Consider the following 17,108-nt stretch of genomic DNA (forward strand, 5'->3'; position numbering starts at 1 on the left):
AGCACGACGATGAAACGATGGACCTGGGGCATCCTGCTGCTGGCGTTGGGCGTGCCGGTGACGGCCGCGTGGGCGGTGAAGAAGGACGAGAAGCTCTACGTGAAGGCGCGCAACACGCGCGTGCTCAAGAGCGCGGTGCCCACGGCGGACGTGGTGGCGGTGCTCCAGCCCGGGCAGCAGGTGACGTGGAAGGGCGCGGATCCGAAGAACGCGCAGTGGCACCAGGTGACGGAGCCCGGCGGCAAGCCCGGCTACGTGTTCCAGACGAACCTGTCCACGAAGCCGCCCAACATGGAGCTGGTGGCCAAGGACGGCCAGACGCGCTCCATCGACCCGGCGACCTTCGTGTCCAGCGGCGCGGCGGTGAAGGCGCTGAGCCCGGGCGCGGAGAAGTACGGCAACGAGAAGGGCGGCGACTACAAGGTCGCGGTGGCTCAAATCAAGACGCTGGAGGGCCTGGCCCTCAAGGTCACCCCCGTGGAGATCGACAAGCACGTGCGGCAGGCCGGGCTGTTCCCGGTGGTGGCGCCCAACACGAAGCTGGGTCCCCAGGCGAAGAAGGGGGGCAAGTGATGCGCTCGCGCATGGGAGTCCTGGCGGCGGCGGGCCTGGGGCTGTGCCTCACGTCCTGTACCCAGGTGACGAAGACCCTGAAGGCCGCGAACCTGGGCGGTGACGTGGACCGGGTGGTGGCCGCGACGGAGAAGGTGCAGTCCTGCGACAAGCTGAAGGTGGCGCCGGCCATCCAGGAGGAGTACGCGCTGGGCAGCGCGCTGGCCATCCACTGGGCGCAGCAGGGCGGCGGGCTGATGCTGACGGGCACCGCGGAGCAGGGGCTGAACACCTACGTCAACACGGTGGGCCGCAACCTGGCGATGCAGTCCCCCCGGCCGGAGCTGCGCTGGACGTTCGGCGTGCTCAAGGACGAGCGGCACTTCAACGCCCTGTCCGCGCCCGCCGGCTACGTGTTCGTCACGCGCGGGCTGCTCCAGGGCGTGGACAACGAGGCGCAGCTCGCGGGCGTGCTGGCGCATGAGATTGCCCACGTCGTGCTCAAGCACGCGCTGAACCAGTACGTCTCCGTGAAGGTGAGCACCTGCAAGGGCGCCGCGGTGGCGGGCGCCGTGGTGTCGACGGTCGCCTCGAAGGTGGTGGGCGCGAGCCGGCTGGACGGCCGCCTGGACCTGGACTCGGACACGGAGCTGATGGGGAAGATGGTCGAAGGGACCGTGGAGGCCTTCGGCAAGGGCAACCGCAGGGACGAGGAGCTGGCGGCGGACGCGCTCGCGGTGGAGCTGATGCTGTCCGCGGGCTACGACCCGGGGGAGTACTCGCGGCTGCTGGGCCAGACGTCCGGCGGCGGCGGGCTCATGGAGAACCACCCGAGCAAGGAGGACCGCCAGAAGCAGATCTCCGAGCTCGTCCAGGCGCGGAAGGAGGCGACGGATCCGCTCGCGCGGCTGGACGTGGCGTCGCTCCAGCGCCCTGCCCTGCCCGCGGCCTTCGCCATCGTGGGGCCCGGGAAGAAGCCCACGGGCGTGGCGAAGGACGCGAAGTAGGCCGGGACTTCAGCGCACCGTGGCCTGGCTCAAGGCGCGGTGCACGGACTCCAGGGCCTTGCGCGCCTCGAGCAGCTCGGCGCGCTCGGCGGTGAGGGACGCGACCTGCTGGGCCAGCACGTCGCGTTCGCCCTGGAGCGTCTCCACGGCGCGGCGCAGGGAGGCGGACTCGTCCTTGGCGCCCTCCAGCTCCACGGCGAGGCGCTCCTCTTCCGCGAGGCTGTCGGCCAGGGCCAGCTTGCCCTTGGTGACGACCTGCTCCAGCGCTTCGTGCTCCTTCGCGGCGGCCTGGAGGGCCTGGCGGGACTCCTGGAGGGACAGGAGCGCTTCGTCGCGTTCACCTTCCAGGGCGGCCAGCTCACGCTCCAGGTCGGCGAGCAGCTTCACGCGGCCCTCCATCTCCGCGGACAGGCGGCGGGCCTCGTCCATGCGCAGGCGGGCTTCCTCGGTGGCCTTCTCCGCCTGACGGCGGGCGACCTCGAGGTCCTGGGTGAGCGTGAGGTTGAGCGCCTTGACCTTGGTGAGCTCCGCCTGGAGGTGGGTGATGCGCTCCACGGCGCGCTGGCCGGCTTCGGCGACGGTGGCGGGCAGCGGCTCCGGGCGCGGGTTCTCGCGCACGGCCTTGAGGCGGGCCTTGAGGCGCTCGCGGCGGGATTCGGAGTCCAGCTCCTCGCGGGGAGGCGCGGGCGTCTGCACCTCGACGGGGGCGGGCGCGGCTTCCTGTCGGGCCACCGTCTCGGTGGTGGTGACGGTGGAGGCCTGGACGGCAGCGTACGTCGTCATGGGCTCGGCCTCGGAAGGCATGCGGAGGGCCTGAACGCCCATCCGTCCATCGAACTGTACTCCGGGCGGAGGGCCCGCGAAGGTGGCCGGGGCCGCCCGGGGCGCCTCAGCCTGGGCCATCGCCGGAGGAGGCGAGGCGAACGTGACCGGCGCTGCCCTGGGGGCTTCCACCGGTGCGGCGGCTTCGGCGCGAGGCGCGGCCGGAGCCGGGCTCTCCATGCGGGACACCTCGGCGCGGAGCGCTTCGGTGTGCGTCACGGAGTGGGCCAGGGGCGCCACGCGCGTCGGATCCACATGCGTGGCGGCTTCCGGACGCGCCGTCAGCGCATCCCAGCGCGCGGCCGGCGCGGGCGGCTCCACGTGCGTGGGCGTCGGCTCGGCGCCCAGGGGCTCCTGGCCGAAGGCCTCGACCACGGACTCCCGCTGCTGCGCGACGTGCGCGGCGGACAGGTTCCACGCGGACGCGGCCACCGCCTCCGCCACCTCGCGGTGCGAAACGGGCGACACGGCCTCCGCGTCCCAGACGGACTCCTCGGGCGCGGTCTCCTGCGCCACGTTCCAGCCAGGCGCGGGCTCCTGCGAGTCCGCCTCCAACCACGGCGAGGGCGGCGCGACCTCCTCCTCGCGCGCCGCCTCCGGGGACACCAGCGCGGACAGCGCGTGGGACACCGGCGAGAACGACGGCGCCGTCACCGCGGGCAGGTTCTGCGCGGCAGGGGGCGCGGCGGTGCGGGCAGGCGCGTTCAGCGCGGCCTCCATCGCCTCGGCGGCGGTGGGACGCGGGCCGGCGCGGCGCTCGATGCGGGCGCGCACCTCGGAGGACAGGTCCGGCGACTCCGCGACCGGCGGAGGTGCTTCCGGCGCGGCGGGCTCCGGGTGGGCGGCGGCCGTCCCCGTGGGGTCGGACGGGTCGAGGGCACCCGTCAGCGCCCCCAGGCGGAGGCGCGGCTTCGCGCGGGACACGTTCTGTTCGAAGGCTTTCTTCATGGGGAAATCTCAGCCGGCTTTCGTCGCGGTGCCGGCCTTCACCGCCGCGGCGTGCGCGGCCACCAGGCGCGGCAGCACGTTGTCCAGCATGGCCTGGATGTCGTTGGCCCCCTTGGACGTGGGGTCCGCGACGAACACCGGACGGCCCTCGCTGGAGGCCTGCGCGAACTTGGTGCACTGCCGGATGATGGTGGGCAGCAGGTACTCGGGGTAGTGCGTCTGGAGCGCCTCCAGCGCCTCCTTCGCCAGCTTGAAGGTGGCGTTGAAGGAGTTCACCACGATGAACACGTGGTCCAGCACGTGGTTCAGGTCCTCCTCCAGGCTCTGCACCGTTTCGAACAGCAGCTTGAGGCCGTGGAAGGACAGGAAGTCCGCGAGCACCGGTACGAACAGGTCGTTCGCGGCCATCAGCGCGTTCAGGTTGAGCAGGCCGAAGGACGGGGGCGCGTCGAAGACGATGAAGTCGTACTGCGCCTCCACGTCCTTGAGCGCGTTGCGCAGCTTGAACTCACGGCCCGCCATGGGCATCAGCGCCAGGTCCACCGTGGACATGCTCAGGTTGGACGGGATGAAGTCCAGGTTGGGCAGGGTGGACTTCTGCACCACCTGCGCGAGCGGCGTCTTGCGCACCAGCACGTCCAGCAGCGTCTTCTCGAAGTCCTCGCCCTCGTAGCCCAGGCACTTGGTGGCGTGGCCCTGGCTGTCCAGGTCGATGAGGAGGACGGCGTAGCCCAGCTCCGCCAGGCGCCACGCGTAGGAGGTGGACAGGGACGTCTTGCCGGTGCCGCCCTTGAAGTTGAGGAAGAGCTGGCGGCGGAGGCCCGCGGTGGGCGGGAACTTGTTGAGCGTCGTGCGCAGCTCCCACACGTCTTCCGGGCCGTAGGCGTCCTTGCGCAGCTCCGAGGGGATGGACTTCGGAGTCACGCCGAGCATCTCGGCTACCTGCTTCGAGCTGTACGTCGGCGCTTCCATGAACGACCCTTCGGATGACGTGTGAGGCCCGGCTTGCGTGCACCTTGCCTCAAGCGGCGAAGTATTTGTGCCCCCTTCGCACGATGGCCCCTCGGGCCACCAGCAGGGCAACAGCCTCCTGGGCCAGCTCCGCCGGAGCGGACAGCCCGGACGTCAGCTCGGCGAGCGAGCGTCCCCGGACGGCGACCCGCACCTCCTGCAACATCGCCCCACACAGCGCTTCCACGGGAGACGGGCCGCGCTTGGGAGGAACAGGCGGCGGCGCAGCGGGCGCGGGAGCCCGGGCGGGAGGAGGCGCGCCCATGGCAACCAGCGCGGCCTGCACGGGCGTCCGTCTCGCGGCGGGCTGCGCGGGCGCGGCGGGCGGCACAGGCGCGGAGCGCTGCACGGGCGCGGCAGGAGGAACGGAGGCCACGGGGCGCGACGGCGGCGCGGAAGGGCCCGAAGCGAACGACACGGGCCCACCGTTCGCGACCCGGGCGGGAGCGGAAGCCGCGCCGTGCATCATCGCCGGTGCGGAGCGGGCCGCGCCCACGGTGGCGACCGCGAGCGCGGGGGCGGCGGTCCACTGAGAGGTGTTGGCGGCCTCGGCCGCGAGCGACATCGGCACGGCGTGCGCGGGAATCGAAGGGATGGGCTGCTGCGCCACGACCGGAGCATTCACCTGCTGCGGCTGCACGTCGTGAGCGGCCACCTGAGGCGCCTGCGCGAACACCGGCTGCGCGCCCTGCACCGCCACGGGCTGAGCACCCTGCGCCACGGTCTGCATCACCGGCTGCGCGCCCTGCGCCACCTCCACAGGGGCCACGCGCACGGGCTCCACGGGCTTCACGTCCAGCGTCGCGCGCACGGGCTTCACGGGCAGCGTCGCCAGCCGGCGGATCTCCCGGCGCCGGTGGGCATCATCCAGCGCGACCACCGCGGACACGTCGTGCCCCAGGATGCGCGACAGGCTCTGCGCCGCCGCCTTGCGCACGCGCGCCTCGCCGTCATCCAGCGCGCTCAAGAGCAGCGTCCGCGCGTTCTCACCCCGGCCCGCGCCCAGCGCCAGCGCCGCCAGCGCGCGGACCTCCGGATCCGTGTCGTGAATCGCGTCCTCGCCCAGCCGCCGCGCCGTCTCCCCCTCCAACCCCAGGGCGAGCAGCGACGCGCGCCGGCGCACCGACCGGTCCGAGTCCTTCATCGCCTGCGCCAGGTGCGGCGCCGCGTCCTTCGGCGCCAGCACCAGCAGCGCCTTCAACGCCGCGATGCGCACCTCCGGCACCGGCGACGACAGGAGCGGCGACACCACCGACGCGCCCTCCTCCCGGCACAGCCCCGCGAACGCCTGCACCAGCGCCACCTGCGCCGTCGCGTCCGTCTCCGCATGCAGCGCCGCCGCCAGCGCGGGCGCCGCCGCCGGATGCGCCAGCGCCTTCAGCCGCTCCGCCGCACGAACCCGCGCCGCCGCGTCCGCCGCCGACAGCTCCCGCACGGAGAACCCGAACAGCGTCTCGTCCGTGGTGCTGCCCGCGTGCCCGGACAGCTCCGCCATCTGCTCCGGGCTCACCCGCAGGCGGCCCTCGCTCTGCAGCCGCTGCGCCTCGCGCGCCACCGGCGACAGCCCTGAATCCGCCGCGCCCGAGGACACCGCATGCGCTCGCGGAGGAATGGGCGCCGCGGGGCGCTCCGTCCACGGGACGATCGGCTCGTGGGACTTCAGCGGCACCGCGGGCCCGCTGTACGGCGTGCGCACCGCCGGCACGTCCCCGCGGAGGATCACCTCGCTGCGCAGCTGCGAGATGAACGACGCCAGGTCGAACCCCAACTCGTCGGCATCGTCGTCCACCACCGGGCGCGCCTGCCCGGAGGAGTGGATCCGGCTCGCGTCCAGCAGCTTCGCCATCAGCTGGTCCCGCTCCAGCCGCAGCGCGTGGTTGACCCGCGTCAGCTCCTCGCGCTCCGCCTGCGCACGGCCGCTCTTCACCTCCAGCTCGGCCACCTCCCGGCGCAGGTCCAGCTCACGCTGGTGCCCCTCCGCCAGGTCCTCCCTGAGGTGCGAAAGCTCGTCGCGCGCGGACGCCAGCTCGCCATGCAACTGCTGCGCACGGGCCTCGAAGTAGACGATCTTTTCGAGTGCGCTCTTGAGCAGCGCGTCCGGACGCTCGTCACTCACGACTGGCTCTGGCCTCCCCGCGAAGGCGCTCGGCGGCGCTCCCCGGTTCGCGACACCGAAGGGACTCCCCGGCTTCCCGGCTCATCGCCGGGGCGGGCACCTTATGTCAGCCCTACGTGCTACGTAAACCACGGAAACACCAGGGGTTTTCCCCCGCCAGGACACGCTGTGATTGACAACGCCGCCCAGGCCGATTTTTCGGCCTCGCGCCCGCGTGCACGCATGGTCCAATGCGCGTCATGGCCCCTTCGCGCATCGACACCGCCGTCACCCGGATGTTGGGCATCCGCTATCCCATCATCGCCGCGCCCATGTTCCTGGTGTCCAACGCCGCGCTGCTGGAGGCCGCCGGACGCGCGGGCGCCATCGGCGCGGTGCCGTCGCTCAACTTCCGCACCGCGCAGGCGTACCGGGACTTCCTCGACACGTTCCCCAAGAACGTGCCCTTCGGCGTGAACCTCATCCTCAAGTGGGCCGAGCGCCTGGAGGAGGACGTGGCCGCGACGGTGGCGCGCAAGGTCCCGCTGGTCATCACCAGCCTGGGCGACCCCACGCCCATCGTGGAGCGCGTGCACGCGTACGGCGGCAAGGTGTGGAGCGACGTGATTTCGCTGCGCCACGCGGAGAAGGCCGTGAAGGCGGGCGTGGACGCGCTCGTCGCCGTGGGCAGCGGCGCGGGCGGCCACGCGGGCAACCTGAGCCCCCTGGTGCTGGGGCCGTGGCTCAAGGCGGAGCTGGGCGTGCCGGTGGTGCTCGCGGGCGCGCTGTCCACGGGGCGCCACCTGGCCGCGACGCTCGCGCTGGGGCTGGATGGCGCGTACGTGGGCACGCGCTTTTTGGCCACGGAGGAGGCGGGCGCCGCGCCCGACTACAAGCAGGCGCTGGTGGACTCGAACCCGGAGGACCTGGAGTACACGAAGGAGGTGACGGGCGTGCACGGCAACTTCATCAAGAGAGCGCTGGAGCGCTTCCGCGCGGGCCAGGGCAAGGCGTGGAAGGACACCTGGAGCGCGGGCCAGGGCGTGGCCTTCGTGAAGGACGTGCTGCCCGCCGCCACCGTCGTCGAGCGCATGGTGCGCGAGTACTCCGAAGCACGCGCCGCGCTGCCGTCCGAATCCTGAAGCCGCGCTGAAGCGGCTCCGGGTGTGAAGGCCCCGCTTCCGGCCACGTCCCGCCGGAAGCGCGCGGTCTCCCCGGACCCTCGCGAAACCGTCTCCCAGCCCACGAAGCAACCTGGCACGTCGGGCGACCTCACACGGCCTTCCCGTGACGTCATGGGAGGGGCGCGAGCGCGCCCGCCTACCACCCCGGTTCGACGCGCGAGGCACCCGCGAAAAAATCACCCGGGAAGCCTTGCGAAACGCGTGCGCGAGAACGGCGGAAACGGCGGATTGTCGAGGGTTTGCGGGCCCTGTCCGCATGCCCGGAGATGTCAGACCCCACTCTTAATCTGTGTCTCACGAGGTCACGCAAGGCAGCGACTTCTCCCCGGTACCTCTCCGTCTGAAAAGCGGGGGGAGAAGCTCCTCTTTCGACAGGTTTTCCACGCCATGGAACAACGACTGGCAACCCTCATTGGAAACGCGGTGCGAGTGGCCCGGCAGCGGCTGGAGCTGACGCAGGCCGATGTCGCCGAGCGCGTTGGCATCGCCACCGAGGTGTACGGGCGGCTGGAGCGCGGGCACATGCTGCCCAGCGTGCGGACGTTGCGGAAGCTGTGCCTGGTGCTCAGCTGCTCGTCGGACGTGCTGCTCGGGTTGAGCGCGACGGCGGCGGTGACGGAGGACGGCGCGCCGCAGCTCGCGGAGGACCCGCCGGAGTACCGCGAGCGTCCCGAGGTGCGCCGCCTCATGCGCACCGTGCGCAAGCTGGACTCCCCGCGCCTGCGCCTCTTGGGTCAGGTCGCGCACGCGCTGGAGCGATGAAGCGCGGAGGGGCTACTCGGCCGCGGGCTCCGCGTTCGCGTCCACGGGAGCGGGGGCTTCGCGGTGGACAGGGGGGGATGAAGTGCCGGCGACGGGCAGCCGGAGGATGAAGCGCGCACCGCCTTCCGCGCGGTTCTCCGCCTCCAGGGTGCCGCCCGCGCGCGCCACGTAGTCGCGGCAGAGCGCCAGGCCCAGGCCGGTGCCCTTGCCGGGCGGCTTGGTGGTGAAGAAGGGCTCGAAGAGGCGCGGCAGCGCGGCCTCCGGGATGCCCGGTCCGTTGTCCTCCACCTCCACCCGCACGCGGCCGTCGTCCATGCGCGCGCGCAGCATCACGTGCGCGGGCTTGCTGGAGCGGGCGGCCTCCAGCGCGTCCGCGGCGTTGAGCAGCAGGTTCACCAGCACCTGCACCAGGTGGCGGGCCGTGACGCGCGCGGGGGCCAGCCCCGGCGTGACGTCGCGCTCCACCACGCCCAGGCTCCGCAGCCGCACCGAGGCCAGCCGCTGCGCCTCGGCCAGCGTCTCCGCGACGTCGCAGGACTCCGCGCCGTCGGGGGCCTCGCGGGAGAACAGGCGCAGGTCGGTGACGATCTGCTGGATGCGCAGCACGCCCTGCTGCGTTTCATCCAGCACGCGCCGCACGTCCTCCAGGTCGTCGGGCGCGCCGTGCGCCCATTCCTCCTGGAGGTAGTGCAGGTTCGACTTCACGTACGCGAGCGGGTTGTTCACCTCGTGGGCCACGCCCGCGGCCAGCTGCCCCACCACCACCAGCCGCTCCACCTCCGCGCGCTGGCGCTCCACGCGCGCGCGGCGCGACTCGCTCTCCGCCAGCCGCCGCAGGGCCTCCACGCGCTCCAGGTGCGCGGTGCGCTCCGCGGCGCGCAGCTTGCGGAAGGCCTCCGCGCCGTGCGCGGACACCGCGAACACGAAGACGAGGCTGATGCACTGGCTGACGAACACCGTCCAGGGCACGCGCGCCAGCCACGTCATCAGCACCACCGCCGCCAGCGTGCCGCCGATGGCGGACCACACCGGCAGCCGCTGGCCCGGGACGAAGACGGCGACGAAGAGAGGCACCGTGTAGAACGAGGGGAACAGCGGGCTCGCCAGGCCGCCGGTGAGCTGGATGCACACCGTGAGCGCCGTCAGGCTGACGGTGCCCGCCGCGATGCCGCTGAACGGCGGACGCAGCCACCCGGCCCCCACGGCCGCCCCCAGCACGAAGAACGTCCCGGCCCACACCAGGTGCACCGCGAGGAAGTCGGCGCGGAAGCCGCCCAGCATCAGCGGATGCGCCAGCGAGCCCAGCGAGATGAGCAGCGCGCACAGCCAATACGTGCGCCGCCGGACCCGCTGACGGGCCCGGACATCCGCGTCCGCGGCGTCCCACGCTCTGGCGGCCGGGAGCGTCACTCCAGTCCGGTCCGCCCGCGCGCGCGGCGAGGCGCGAAGTCCAGCGTCATGGCGAGTCCTCCCGTGGACGGCTCAATCGCCGGGACTTCCCCAACCGCACCGCGTCCCGTCCCCGTTTCTTCGCCTGTCCGACGCCGGAGGGCAAGATGGGGTCCGGACACACCGCGCGGAGCCGACACCCGCGGCACTCGGCGCCGCTCCACACCGCGTCAAAGAGGGCGGTCGTCCGGTCGATGGTGTCGAAGTCCTCGGTCACGAAGCCCATCTCGAAGTTGCGGACGTCATCGCCCTTGGCGCCCAGTCCCGCGCCGGTGAGGTTGGCACTTCCCAGGTAGACCCAGGCGCCATCCACCACCACCGCCTTGAAGTGCACGCGCGGGCACACCTTCAGTTCCAGCCCGCCCTTCACCAGCCGGGAGCGGGCGTCGAACGCGGCCCGGAACGGCCGGCTGGGCAGTTCCGCGTGCAGGAGCCGCAGCGCCACGCCCCGGGCGGCCAGCCCGTCCAGCACCTCCAGCAGCGGCACGAACGCGCCCTTCGAGCGCTCCACGTACATGGCCTTCACGTTGGCGGTGGCCATCCACACCGACTCGCGCGCGTGGGCCAGCTTGCGCAGCACGACCTCCCGGTACAGCGCGCTCCCCGACAGCAGCTCCGCGTCGATGGGCCTCATCATGTCACCCAGCGTCGCACACGGGATTACACGGCGCCATCCCCCTGCCCCCTTCGAGGTGTCCGCCGGTGGAAGGAGGCCGGCGCGGCGGCTTGACCGATGACCGGGGGTCATTTAACTCCGGGTCATGGCGGGAGCACTGGCCGCGAAGCGGGTCATTCCGCTGCGGGCGCGGCGGGACGAGGACAAGGAAGCGCGGCGGCGGGAGCTGCTGGACGCGGCGCGCGCGCTGTTCGAGGCGACGTCGTTCGCCCAGGTGAAGATGGCGGACGTCGCGGCGCGCACGGGCCTGGCGAAGGGGACGGTGTTCCTCTACTTCCCGACGAAGGAGGCGCTGTTCCTGGCGCTCCTGGAGGACCTGCTCACCGCGTGGTTCGCGAAGCTGAACAGGCGCCTGGCCCAGGGCGGCACGTGGACGGGCCACCAGCTGGCGTGCGCGGTGGCCGGGTCGCTGGAGGGGGAGGAGACCTTCACGCGGCTGCTGGCGCTGATGCAGACGGTGCTGGAGCAGAACGTGACCGTGGCGCAGGCGCAGGCGTTCAAGGAGCGCGTGCTGGTGGCCATGGGGACGACGGCGGCGCTGCTCCAGGCGCGGCTGCCCTTCCTCACGCCCCAGATGGCGGGCCAGCTCATCCGCCACGTGCACGCGCTGATGACGGGCCTGCGGCAGATGGCGGACATCGCGCCCGTGGCGCGCGAGGTGCTGACGCTGCCGCACATGGCGCCCCTGCGCGTGGACTTCACCGCCGAGCTGACGGCGGCCATCACCACCCTTCTTCGCGGGCTCGAGTCCCGCTGAGCCACCTCTCACAGTTTCTAGAAACGGAGCTTTGTCATGCTGGAAGCCGTCGCGTCCCTCCTCCCCCAGGCCTCGGCCGAAGTGGACCGCATCCGCGCGGTATTCGAAGCGCAGCGCGCGAACCGCTGGAACCTGTCGCGCAGCACGCCCGCGGAGCGCATCGCGAGGCTGCGCAAGCTGCGCGAGGCCATCATCGCGAGGCGCGAGCCGCTGGCGGAGGCCATCCACCAGGACTTCCGCAAGCCGGCGGTGGAGGTGGAGCTGACGGAGGTGCACCCCACGCTGGAGGAGCTGAACCACACGGTGAAGCACCTGAAGGGGTGGATGAAGCCCAAGCGGGTGGCGACGCCGCTGACGCTCAAGGGCGCGTCCAGCCACGTGCGCTACGAGGCGAAGGGCGTGGTGCTCATCCTGTCGCCGTGGAACTACCCGTTCCAGTTGCTGGTGGCGCCGCTCATCGCGGCCATCGCCGCGGGCAACGCGGTGATGCTCAAGCCCAGTGAGAAGACGCCGCACACGTCGCGCTTCCTGGCGAAGCTGGTGCGGGACGTGTTCCCGGAGAACGAGGTGGCGGTGTTCGAGGGCGGCGCTGAGGTGGCGGAGGCGCTGCTCCAGCACCCGTTCGACCACTTCTTCTTCACGGGCAACCCGAACATCGGCCGCAAGGTGATGGCGGCGGCGACGAAGTTCCTCTCCAGCGTGACGCTGGAGCTGGGCGGCAAGTCGCCGGTCATCATCGACGAGTCGGCGAACCTGAAGGCGGCGGCGGAGGCGCTGGCGTGGGGCAAGTTCGTCAACGCGGGCCAGACGTGCGTGGCGCCGGATTACATCTACGTGCCCGCGTCGAAGCAGCAGGCGTTCCTGGAGGCCTTCAAGGCGGTGCTGACGCGCTTCTACGGGGAGACGGAGGCCGAGCGTCAGGCGAGCCCGGACTTCGCGCGCGTGGTGGACCCGGCGGCGTGGAGGCGGCTCAAGGAGGTGCTCGACCGCACGGTCGCCGCGGGGGCGAAGGTGGAGGCGGGGGGAACGGCGGACGGGCCGTCGCGATACGTGTCGCCCACGGTGTTGTCCGGGGTGACGACGAAGATGCCCATCATGGAGGGTGAAATCTTCGGGCCGGTGTTGCCGGTGCTGACGTACGAGCGGCGCGAAGAGGTTTACGCGCACATCAACGAAGGCGGGAAGCCGCTGGCGCTGTACGTGTTCTCGCAGGACTCCAAGATGGTGGAGGAGGTGCTCCAGCACACGACGTCGGGCGGGGTGGTGGTGAACAACGTGCTCATCCACGTGGCGAACCCGAACCTGCCGTTCGGCGGGGTGGGGATGAGCGGGCTGGGGAACTACCACGGGCACTACGGCTTCAAGACGTTCAGCCACGAGCGGGCGGTGATGGTCCAGTGGATGAAGTCGCTGGCTGCCGTGTTCTTCCCGCCGTATCGGGGAAAGGCCCAGGAATGGGCCTCCCGCGCGACCCGGATGCTGGAGTAGGCACGGGCGAGGGAAAGAGGAGCCGGCATGCGCGTGGTGTCAGTGGAGGAGGCCCTGGTCCCCGGAGACCTGCAGGCGGTGTTCGACCGCCTCCAGGCGCGCCGCTGGGAGCTGGCGAAGACGGGGCCGAAGGAGCGCCTCGCGCGGCTGGAGAAGCTCAAGGCGCTGCTGCTGGAGCGGCGCGAGGAGCTGGCGGACGCCCTGCACGAGGACTTCCACAAGCCGGCGGCGGAGGTGGAGGCGACGGAAATCCTCCCCGTGCTGCTGGAGCTGGCGCACGTGCAGAAGCACCTGAAGGCGTGGATGAAGCCGCGCAAGGTGGGGGCGCCGCTGTTGCTCGCGGGCACGAAGAGCGAGGTGCACCCGGAGCCACGGGGCGTGGTGCTCATCCTGGCCCCGTGGAACTACCCGTTCCACCTGCTGGTGTCGCCGCTGGTGGCGGCGGTGGCGGCGGGCAACGCCGTGCTGTGCAAGCCCAGTGAGAAGACGCCGGGCACGGCGCGCTTCCTGGCGCAGCTGCTGCGGGACGTCTTTCCCCAGGACGAGGTGGCGCTGGTGGAGGGAGGGCCGGAGGTGGGCGAGGCGCTGTTGCGGCTGCCCTTCGACCACTTCTTCTTCACGGGTGGGCCGCGCGTGGGGCGGCGGGTGATGGAGGCGGCGGCGCGGCACCTGGCGGGGGTGACGCTGGAGCTGGGTGGGAAGTCGCCGGTCATCGTGGATGCGTCGGCGGACGTGGACGCGGCGGCGGAGCGGATTGTGTGGGGGAAGTTCCTGAACGCGGGGCAGACGTGCATCGCGCCGGACCACGTCTGGGTGCACGCGTCGAAGGAAGAGGCGCTGCTGGCGGGGATGAAGGCCGCGCTGGAGCGCTTCTATGGGAAGACGGAGGAGGCGCGGCGCGCGACGCCGGACTTCTGCCGGATGGTGGATGACGGCGCGTTCAAGCGCGTGTGCGGCCTGCTGGACGAATCCGTGGCGGGAGGGGCGCGGGTGGTGGCGGGAGGCGGCGTGCACGCGGAGACGCGCTACATCGCGCCCACGGTGCTGGCGGACGTGACGCCGGAGTCGGCGGTGATGGACGAGGAGATCTTCGGGCCGCTGTTGCCGGTGCTGCGCTTCGAGTCACTGGATGAAGTGGTGACGCAGGTTCGCGCGGGAGGCAAGCCGCTGGCCATGTATGTCTTCAGCCAGGAAGAGGCGACGGTGGAGCGCCTGCTGAAGGAGACGAGCGCGGGCGGCACGGTGGTGAACAACGTGGTGTTGCACAACGTGAACCCGCACCTGCCCTTTGGAGGCGTGGGCCAGAGTGGCCTGGGCGCGTATCACGGCGAGGCGGGCTTCAAGGCCTTCAGCCACGAGCGCGCGGTGGTGCGCCAGGGCCGCACGTCCTTCACGAACCTCTTCTTCCCGCCCTACCGCGGCAAGGCCCAGCGCCTGGCGCGGCTCGCGAGCAAGCTGTTCGAATAGCCCAGCCGGGGCCCCGCGAAGTCACGGGGCCCCAGGGACTCCTCAGCTGCGCAGGCCCGGCGCTTCCTGGCCCGTGCGCGCGACGTATTCCGTGTAGCCGCCGCCGTACTTGTGGATGCCGTCCGGCGTCAGCTCCAGCACGCGGTTGGACAGCGCTCCCAGGAAGTGCCGGTCGTGGGACACGAACAGCATCGTGCCCTCGTAGCGCGACAGCGCCGTGATCAGCATCTCCTTCGTGCCCATGTCCAGGTGGTTCGTGGGCTCGTCCAGCACCAGGAAGTTCGGCGGGTCGTAGAGCATCTGCGCCATCACCAGACGCGCCTTCTCTCCTCCCGACAACACCCGGCACTTCTTCTCCACCTCGTCGCCGCTGAACCCGAAGCAGCCCGCCAGCGCCCTCAGCGAACCCTGCCCCGCCCTCGGGAACGAATCCGACAGCTGCTCGAAGACCGTCTTCTCTCCGTCCAGCAGGTCCATCGCGTGCTGCGCGAAGTAGCCCATCTTCACGCTGCCACCCAGCGCCACCGTGCCTTCATCCGGCTGCGTCGTGCCCGTCACCAGCTTGAGCAACGTGGACTTGCCCGCGCCGTTCACGCCCATCACGCACCAGCGCTCCGCGCGGCGCACCAGGAAGTCCAGACCGTCGTAGATGGTCCGCTTGCCGTAGCCCTTGCTCACGTTCTTCAGGTTCACCACGTCGTCACCCGAACGCGGCGGCGGCTGGAACTCGAAGAGCACCGTGGAGCGGCGCTTGGGCGGCTCCACCTTTTCAATCTTCTCCAGCTTCTTCACCCGGCTCTGCACCTGCGCGGCGTGCGACGCGCGGGCCTTGAACCGCTCGATGAACTTGATCTCCTTCGCGAGCATCGCCTGCTGACGCTCGTACTGCGCCTGCTGCTGCGCCTCGTTCTGCGCGCGCTGGCCCTCGTAGAAGTCGTAGTTGCCCGAGTACGTCGTCAGCGAACCGCCGTCGATCTCCACCACCTTCGTCACGATGCGGTTCATGAACTCGCGATCGTGCGACGTCATCAGCAGCGCGCCCTCGTACCCCTTGAGGAAGCCCTCCAGCCAGATGAGCGACTCCAGGTCCAGGTGGTTGGAAGGCTCGTCCAGGAACATGGCGTCCGGCCGCATCAGCAGGATGCGCGCGAGCGCCACGCGCATCTTCCAGCCGCCGGACAGCTTGCCCACGTCGCCGTCCATCATCTCTTCGCTGAAGCCCAGGCCCGCGAGGATTTCGCGCGCGCGGCCCTCCAGCGCGTACCCGCCCAGCTCCTCGAAGCGCCCCTGCACGACGCCGTAGCGCTCGACGAGCTTCTCCATGTTGTCCGCCTGGTCCGGGTCCCCCATGGCGGCTTCCAGGTCCTTCATCTCCGCCGCGACGGTGCTCACCGGGCCCGCGCCGTCCATCACTTCGGACACCGCGCTGCGGCCGTCCATCTCACCGACGTCCTGGCTGAAGTAGCCAATGGTGACGCCGCGGTCGATGGAGACCTGTCCCTCGTCCGGATACTCCTGGCCGGTCATCATCCGGAACAGCGTCGTCTTGCCCGCGCCGTTCGGGCCCACCAGGCCCACCTTTTCGCCCTTGTGGAGCGCGGCCGACGCCTCGATGAAGAGGATCTGCTGACCGTGTTGCTTGCCAATGTTGTCGAGACGGATCATGTGCGTACCGAAAAGGCCCGGGGAATCAGGCGGCCGCCCTTATGCCACGAGCCGCCCGCCGGAGGGATGCTTCCGAACCCCCGACAGCCCCAGGTCCATCCACGCACCCAGGCAGGCAGGCCCCCGCCCGGGATTCCGCCCGGCGTGAAACGCAGGGCTCAGGCGTCCCGGTGCACCGTGCCCGGAGAGAACGCCGGGGTGCAGATGGCCACGTACTCCGCGCCCTCCTCCTCGGGGGTGCTGTAGCGGACCCACTCGCCGGGCTCGCACACCACCGTCTGGCCGGCGTGCACGTCCATCACCCCGCCCTTGTGCTCCACCCGCAGCGTGCCCGCGAGCACCAGGGTGATTTCACGGAACTCGGGCGTCTGGCCCGGCTCCTCCCACCCGCCCGGGCTGCGCATGTGGGCCACGCTGATGTTCGACGTCTTGGAGTTCACCCGCCCCACGTACTCGTCGATGAGCTTCGGCTTGTTGCCCACCGCCGTCACACGGATGGGCTTCGGGATGAGCGTGGGCATGCGGAAGGCTCCAGGTGGCAGACGAAGGGGAACAGTGGCCATCCCTACCCTACCAGCGCGTGGCGTAGAGTGCCGCCGTGCTGACCGTCGACAACCATCCCCTCCTCGACCTCGTCGCCTTCACCTCCTCCTTCCCTGCTCCCCTGGGGGACCTGCCCGCGCCCGACTGGCTGCAGGCCCTGCTGAAGCCCGGCGCCACCGCGCCCGTCCAGAGCGACGACGCCGTGCGGGGCGCCGTGCGAGACCTGCTCCGCCACGGCGGCTACAAGCCCACGGGCCGGGGCAAGCCCGCGTCCGAGTACCTGGTGCGCGCCTCCGGCGACGGCACCCTGGGCACCATCAACGCCGCGGTGGACGCGTGCAACGCCGTGTCGCTGCACAGCGGCCTGCCCATCAGCGTCGTGGACCTGGACCGCGCGCAGGCGCCGTTCCGCGTCTCCACCGCCATCCAGGGCGACCACTACGTCTTCAACGCGTCGGGGCAGACCATCGACCTGGAGGGCCTGCTGTGCCTCTTCGACGCGCAGGGCCCGTGCGCCAACGCGGTGAAGGACGCCCAGCGCACCAAGACGGACGCCACCACGCGCCGCACCCTCACGCTGCTGTGGGGCACCAAGGAGCTGAAGGGCCACGCCGAGCGCGCCTTCACCTGGTACCGCGAGCTGCTGGAGCGCCTGGGCGCCACCGTCGAGCCCGTGCGCTGA

Annotated in this window: 15 protein-coding genes; 8 read left to right on the plus strand and 7 right to left on the minus strand. The window is 71.3% G+C overall.

Annotated elements, in window-relative coordinates:
* The first annotated feature begins 9 nt into the window (after positions 1–9).
* Positions 10–573 carry an SH3 domain-containing protein gene (locus AABA78_RS23865; protein WP_338266078.1) on the plus strand — a complete coding sequence of 188 codons (564 nt, stop codon included), beginning with the start codon at positions 10–12 and terminating at the stop codon, positions 571–573.
* Positions 573–1,559: a M48 family metalloprotease gene (locus tag AABA78_RS23870; RefSeq protein ID WP_338266079.1), complete on the plus strand. Its 987-nt coding sequence runs from the start codon at positions 573–575 to the stop codon at positions 1,557–1,559. The genes AABA78_RS23865 and AABA78_RS23870 overlap by 1 nt, the downstream gene beginning before the upstream one ends.
* 9 nt (positions 1,560–1,568) lie before the next feature.
* On the opposite strand, the gene AABA78_RS23875 is transcribed toward AABA78_RS23870, so the two are convergent.
* Genes AABA78_RS23875 through AABA78_RS23885 form a run of 3 tightly spaced genes read right to left on the minus strand, consistent with a single transcriptional unit; the run spans position 1,569 to position 6,456 of the window.
* Positions 1,569–3,329: a hypothetical protein gene (locus AABA78_RS23875; protein WP_338266081.1), complete on the minus strand. Its 1,761-nt coding sequence runs from the start codon at positions 3,327–3,329 to the stop codon at positions 1,569–1,571.
* Positions 3,330–3,338: 9 nt separating this feature from the next.
* Entirely contained in the window at positions 3,339–4,301 is a 963-nt protein-coding gene (locus AABA78_RS23880) for a ParA family protein (RefSeq protein ID WP_171413097.1), read from the minus strand.
* 49 nt (positions 4,302–4,350) lie between these two features.
* A complete protein-coding gene (locus AABA78_RS23885; protein ID WP_338266084.1) occupies positions 4,351–6,456 on the minus strand; it encodes a HEAT repeat domain-containing protein in 2,106 nt (701 codons plus the stop codon).
* 239 nt (positions 6,457–6,695) lie between these two features.
* Here AABA78_RS23885 and AABA78_RS23890 point away from each other — a divergent pair, with 239 nt between their 5' ends.
* Positions 6,696–7,577: an NAD(P)H-dependent flavin oxidoreductase gene (locus AABA78_RS23890; protein WP_338266085.1), complete on the plus strand. Its 882-nt coding sequence runs from the start codon at positions 6,696–6,698 to the stop codon at positions 7,575–7,577.
* A 429-nt stretch (positions 7,578–8,006) separates the two neighbouring features.
* Positions 8,007–8,381 carry a helix-turn-helix transcriptional regulator gene (locus AABA78_RS23895; protein ID WP_014393392.1) on the plus strand — a complete coding sequence of 125 codons (375 nt, stop codon included), beginning with the start codon at positions 8,007–8,009 and terminating at the stop codon, positions 8,379–8,381.
* Between the two features lie 12 nt (positions 8,382–8,393).
* Here AABA78_RS23895 and AABA78_RS23900 read toward each other — a convergent pair whose 3' ends face one another.
* Together AABA78_RS23900 and AABA78_RS23905 are read right to left on the minus strand one after the other, a co-directional pair.
* On the minus strand, positions 8,394–9,791 hold the full coding sequence (locus tag AABA78_RS23900; RefSeq protein ID WP_338266091.1) for a sensor histidine kinase: 1,398 nt from the start codon (positions 9,789–9,791) through the stop codon (positions 8,394–8,396).
* Positions 9,792–9,837: 46 nt separating this feature from the next.
* A complete protein-coding gene (locus AABA78_RS23905; protein WP_171413119.1) occupies positions 9,838–10,464 on the minus strand; it encodes a phospholipase D-like domain-containing protein in 627 nt (208 codons plus the stop codon).
* Between the two features lie 127 nt (positions 10,465–10,591).
* On the opposite strand from AABA78_RS23905, the gene AABA78_RS23910 reads away from it, so the two are divergent.
* From AABA78_RS23910 to AABA78_RS23920, 3 genes are read left to right on the plus strand one after another with little or no spacing between them, the layout of a single operon-like run.
* The gene (locus AABA78_RS23910; RefSeq protein WP_338266093.1) at positions 10,592–11,263 is read left to right on the plus strand and encodes a TetR/AcrR family transcriptional regulator; all 672 of its coding nucleotides are present in this window, start codon (positions 10,592–10,594) and stop codon (positions 11,261–11,263) included.
* A 36-nt stretch (positions 11,264–11,299) separates the two neighbouring features.
* Positions 11,300–12,751, plus strand: coding sequence for an aldehyde dehydrogenase family protein (locus AABA78_RS23915; protein ID WP_338266096.1), 1,452 nt, complete (start codon positions 11,300–11,302; stop codon positions 12,749–12,751).
* A 27-nt stretch (positions 12,752–12,778) separates the two neighbouring features.
* On the plus strand, positions 12,779–14,218 hold the full coding sequence (locus AABA78_RS23920) for an aldehyde dehydrogenase family protein (RefSeq protein WP_338266098.1): 1,440 nt from the start codon (positions 12,779–12,781) through the stop codon (positions 14,216–14,218).
* Positions 14,219–14,260: 42 nt separating this feature from the next.
* Here AABA78_RS23920 and AABA78_RS23925 read toward each other — a convergent pair whose 3' ends face one another.
* Together AABA78_RS23925 and AABA78_RS23930 are read right to left on the minus strand one after the other, a co-directional pair.
* Positions 14,261–15,883 (minus strand): ABC-F family ATP-binding cassette domain-containing protein, encoded by a 1,623-nt coding sequence (locus tag AABA78_RS23925; protein WP_338266099.1) that lies wholly within the window; start codon positions 15,881–15,883, stop codon positions 14,261–14,263.
* A gap of 158 nt (positions 15,884–16,041) precedes the next feature.
* Positions 16,042–16,404 carry a cupin domain-containing protein gene (locus AABA78_RS23930; RefSeq protein WP_223641666.1) on the minus strand — a complete coding sequence of 121 codons (363 nt, stop codon included), beginning with the start codon at positions 16,402–16,404 and terminating at the stop codon, positions 16,042–16,044.
* A 77-nt stretch (positions 16,405–16,481) separates the two neighbouring features.
* Between AABA78_RS23930 and AABA78_RS23935 the strand changes: the two genes are divergently transcribed.
* Complete coding sequence (locus AABA78_RS23935; RefSeq protein WP_338266103.1) at positions 16,482–17,108, plus strand: phenylalanine--tRNA ligase beta subunit-related protein; 627 nt, start codon at positions 16,482–16,484, stop codon at positions 17,106–17,108.

The sequence above is a fragment of the Corallococcus caeni genome, assembly GCF_036245865.1.
GTDB lineage: Bacteria > Myxococcota > Myxococcia > Myxococcales > Myxococcaceae > Corallococcus > Corallococcus caeni.

Bases quoted from the DNA above. Each gene is read 5' to 3' on its own strand.
- AABA78_RS23865 (WP_338266078.1), top strand. From the start codon at position 10: ATGAAACGATGGACCTGGGGCATCCTGCTGCTGGCGTTGGGCGTGCCG.
- AABA78_RS23870 (WP_338266079.1), top strand. From the start codon at position 573: ATGCGCTCGCGCATGGGAGTCCTGGCGGCGGCGGGCCTGGGGCTGTGC.
- AABA78_RS23875 (WP_338266081.1), bottom strand. From the start codon at position 3,329: ATGAAGAAAGCCTTCGAACAGAACGTGTCCCGCGCGAAGCCGCGCCTC.
- AABA78_RS23880 (WP_171413097.1), bottom strand. From the start codon at position 4,301: ATGGAAGCGCCGACGTACAGCTCGAAGCAGGTAGCCGAGATGCTCGGC.
- AABA78_RS23890 (WP_338266085.1), top strand. From the start codon at position 6,696: ATGGCCCCTTCGCGCATCGACACCGCCGTCACCCGGATGTTGGGCATC.
- AABA78_RS23895 (WP_014393392.1), top strand. From the start codon at position 8,007: ATGGAACAACGACTGGCAACCCTCATTGGAAACGCGGTGCGAGTGGCC.
- AABA78_RS23905 (WP_171413119.1), bottom strand. From the start codon at position 10,464: ATGAGGCCCATCGACGCGGAGCTGCTGTCGGGGAGCGCGCTGTACCGG.
- AABA78_RS23910 (WP_338266093.1), top strand. From the start codon at position 10,592: ATGGCGGGAGCACTGGCCGCGAAGCGGGTCATTCCGCTGCGGGCGCGG.
- AABA78_RS23915 (WP_338266096.1), top strand. From the start codon at position 11,300: ATGCTGGAAGCCGTCGCGTCCCTCCTCCCCCAGGCCTCGGCCGAAGTG.
- AABA78_RS23920 (WP_338266098.1), top strand. From the start codon at position 12,779: ATGCGCGTGGTGTCAGTGGAGGAGGCCCTGGTCCCCGGAGACCTGCAG.
- AABA78_RS23925 (WP_338266099.1), bottom strand. From the start codon at position 15,883: ATGATCCGTCTCGACAACATTGGCAAGCAACACGGTCAGCAGATCCTC.
- AABA78_RS23930 (WP_223641666.1), bottom strand. From the start codon at position 16,404: ATGCCCACGCTCATCCCGAAGCCCATCCGTGTGACGGCGGTGGGCAAC.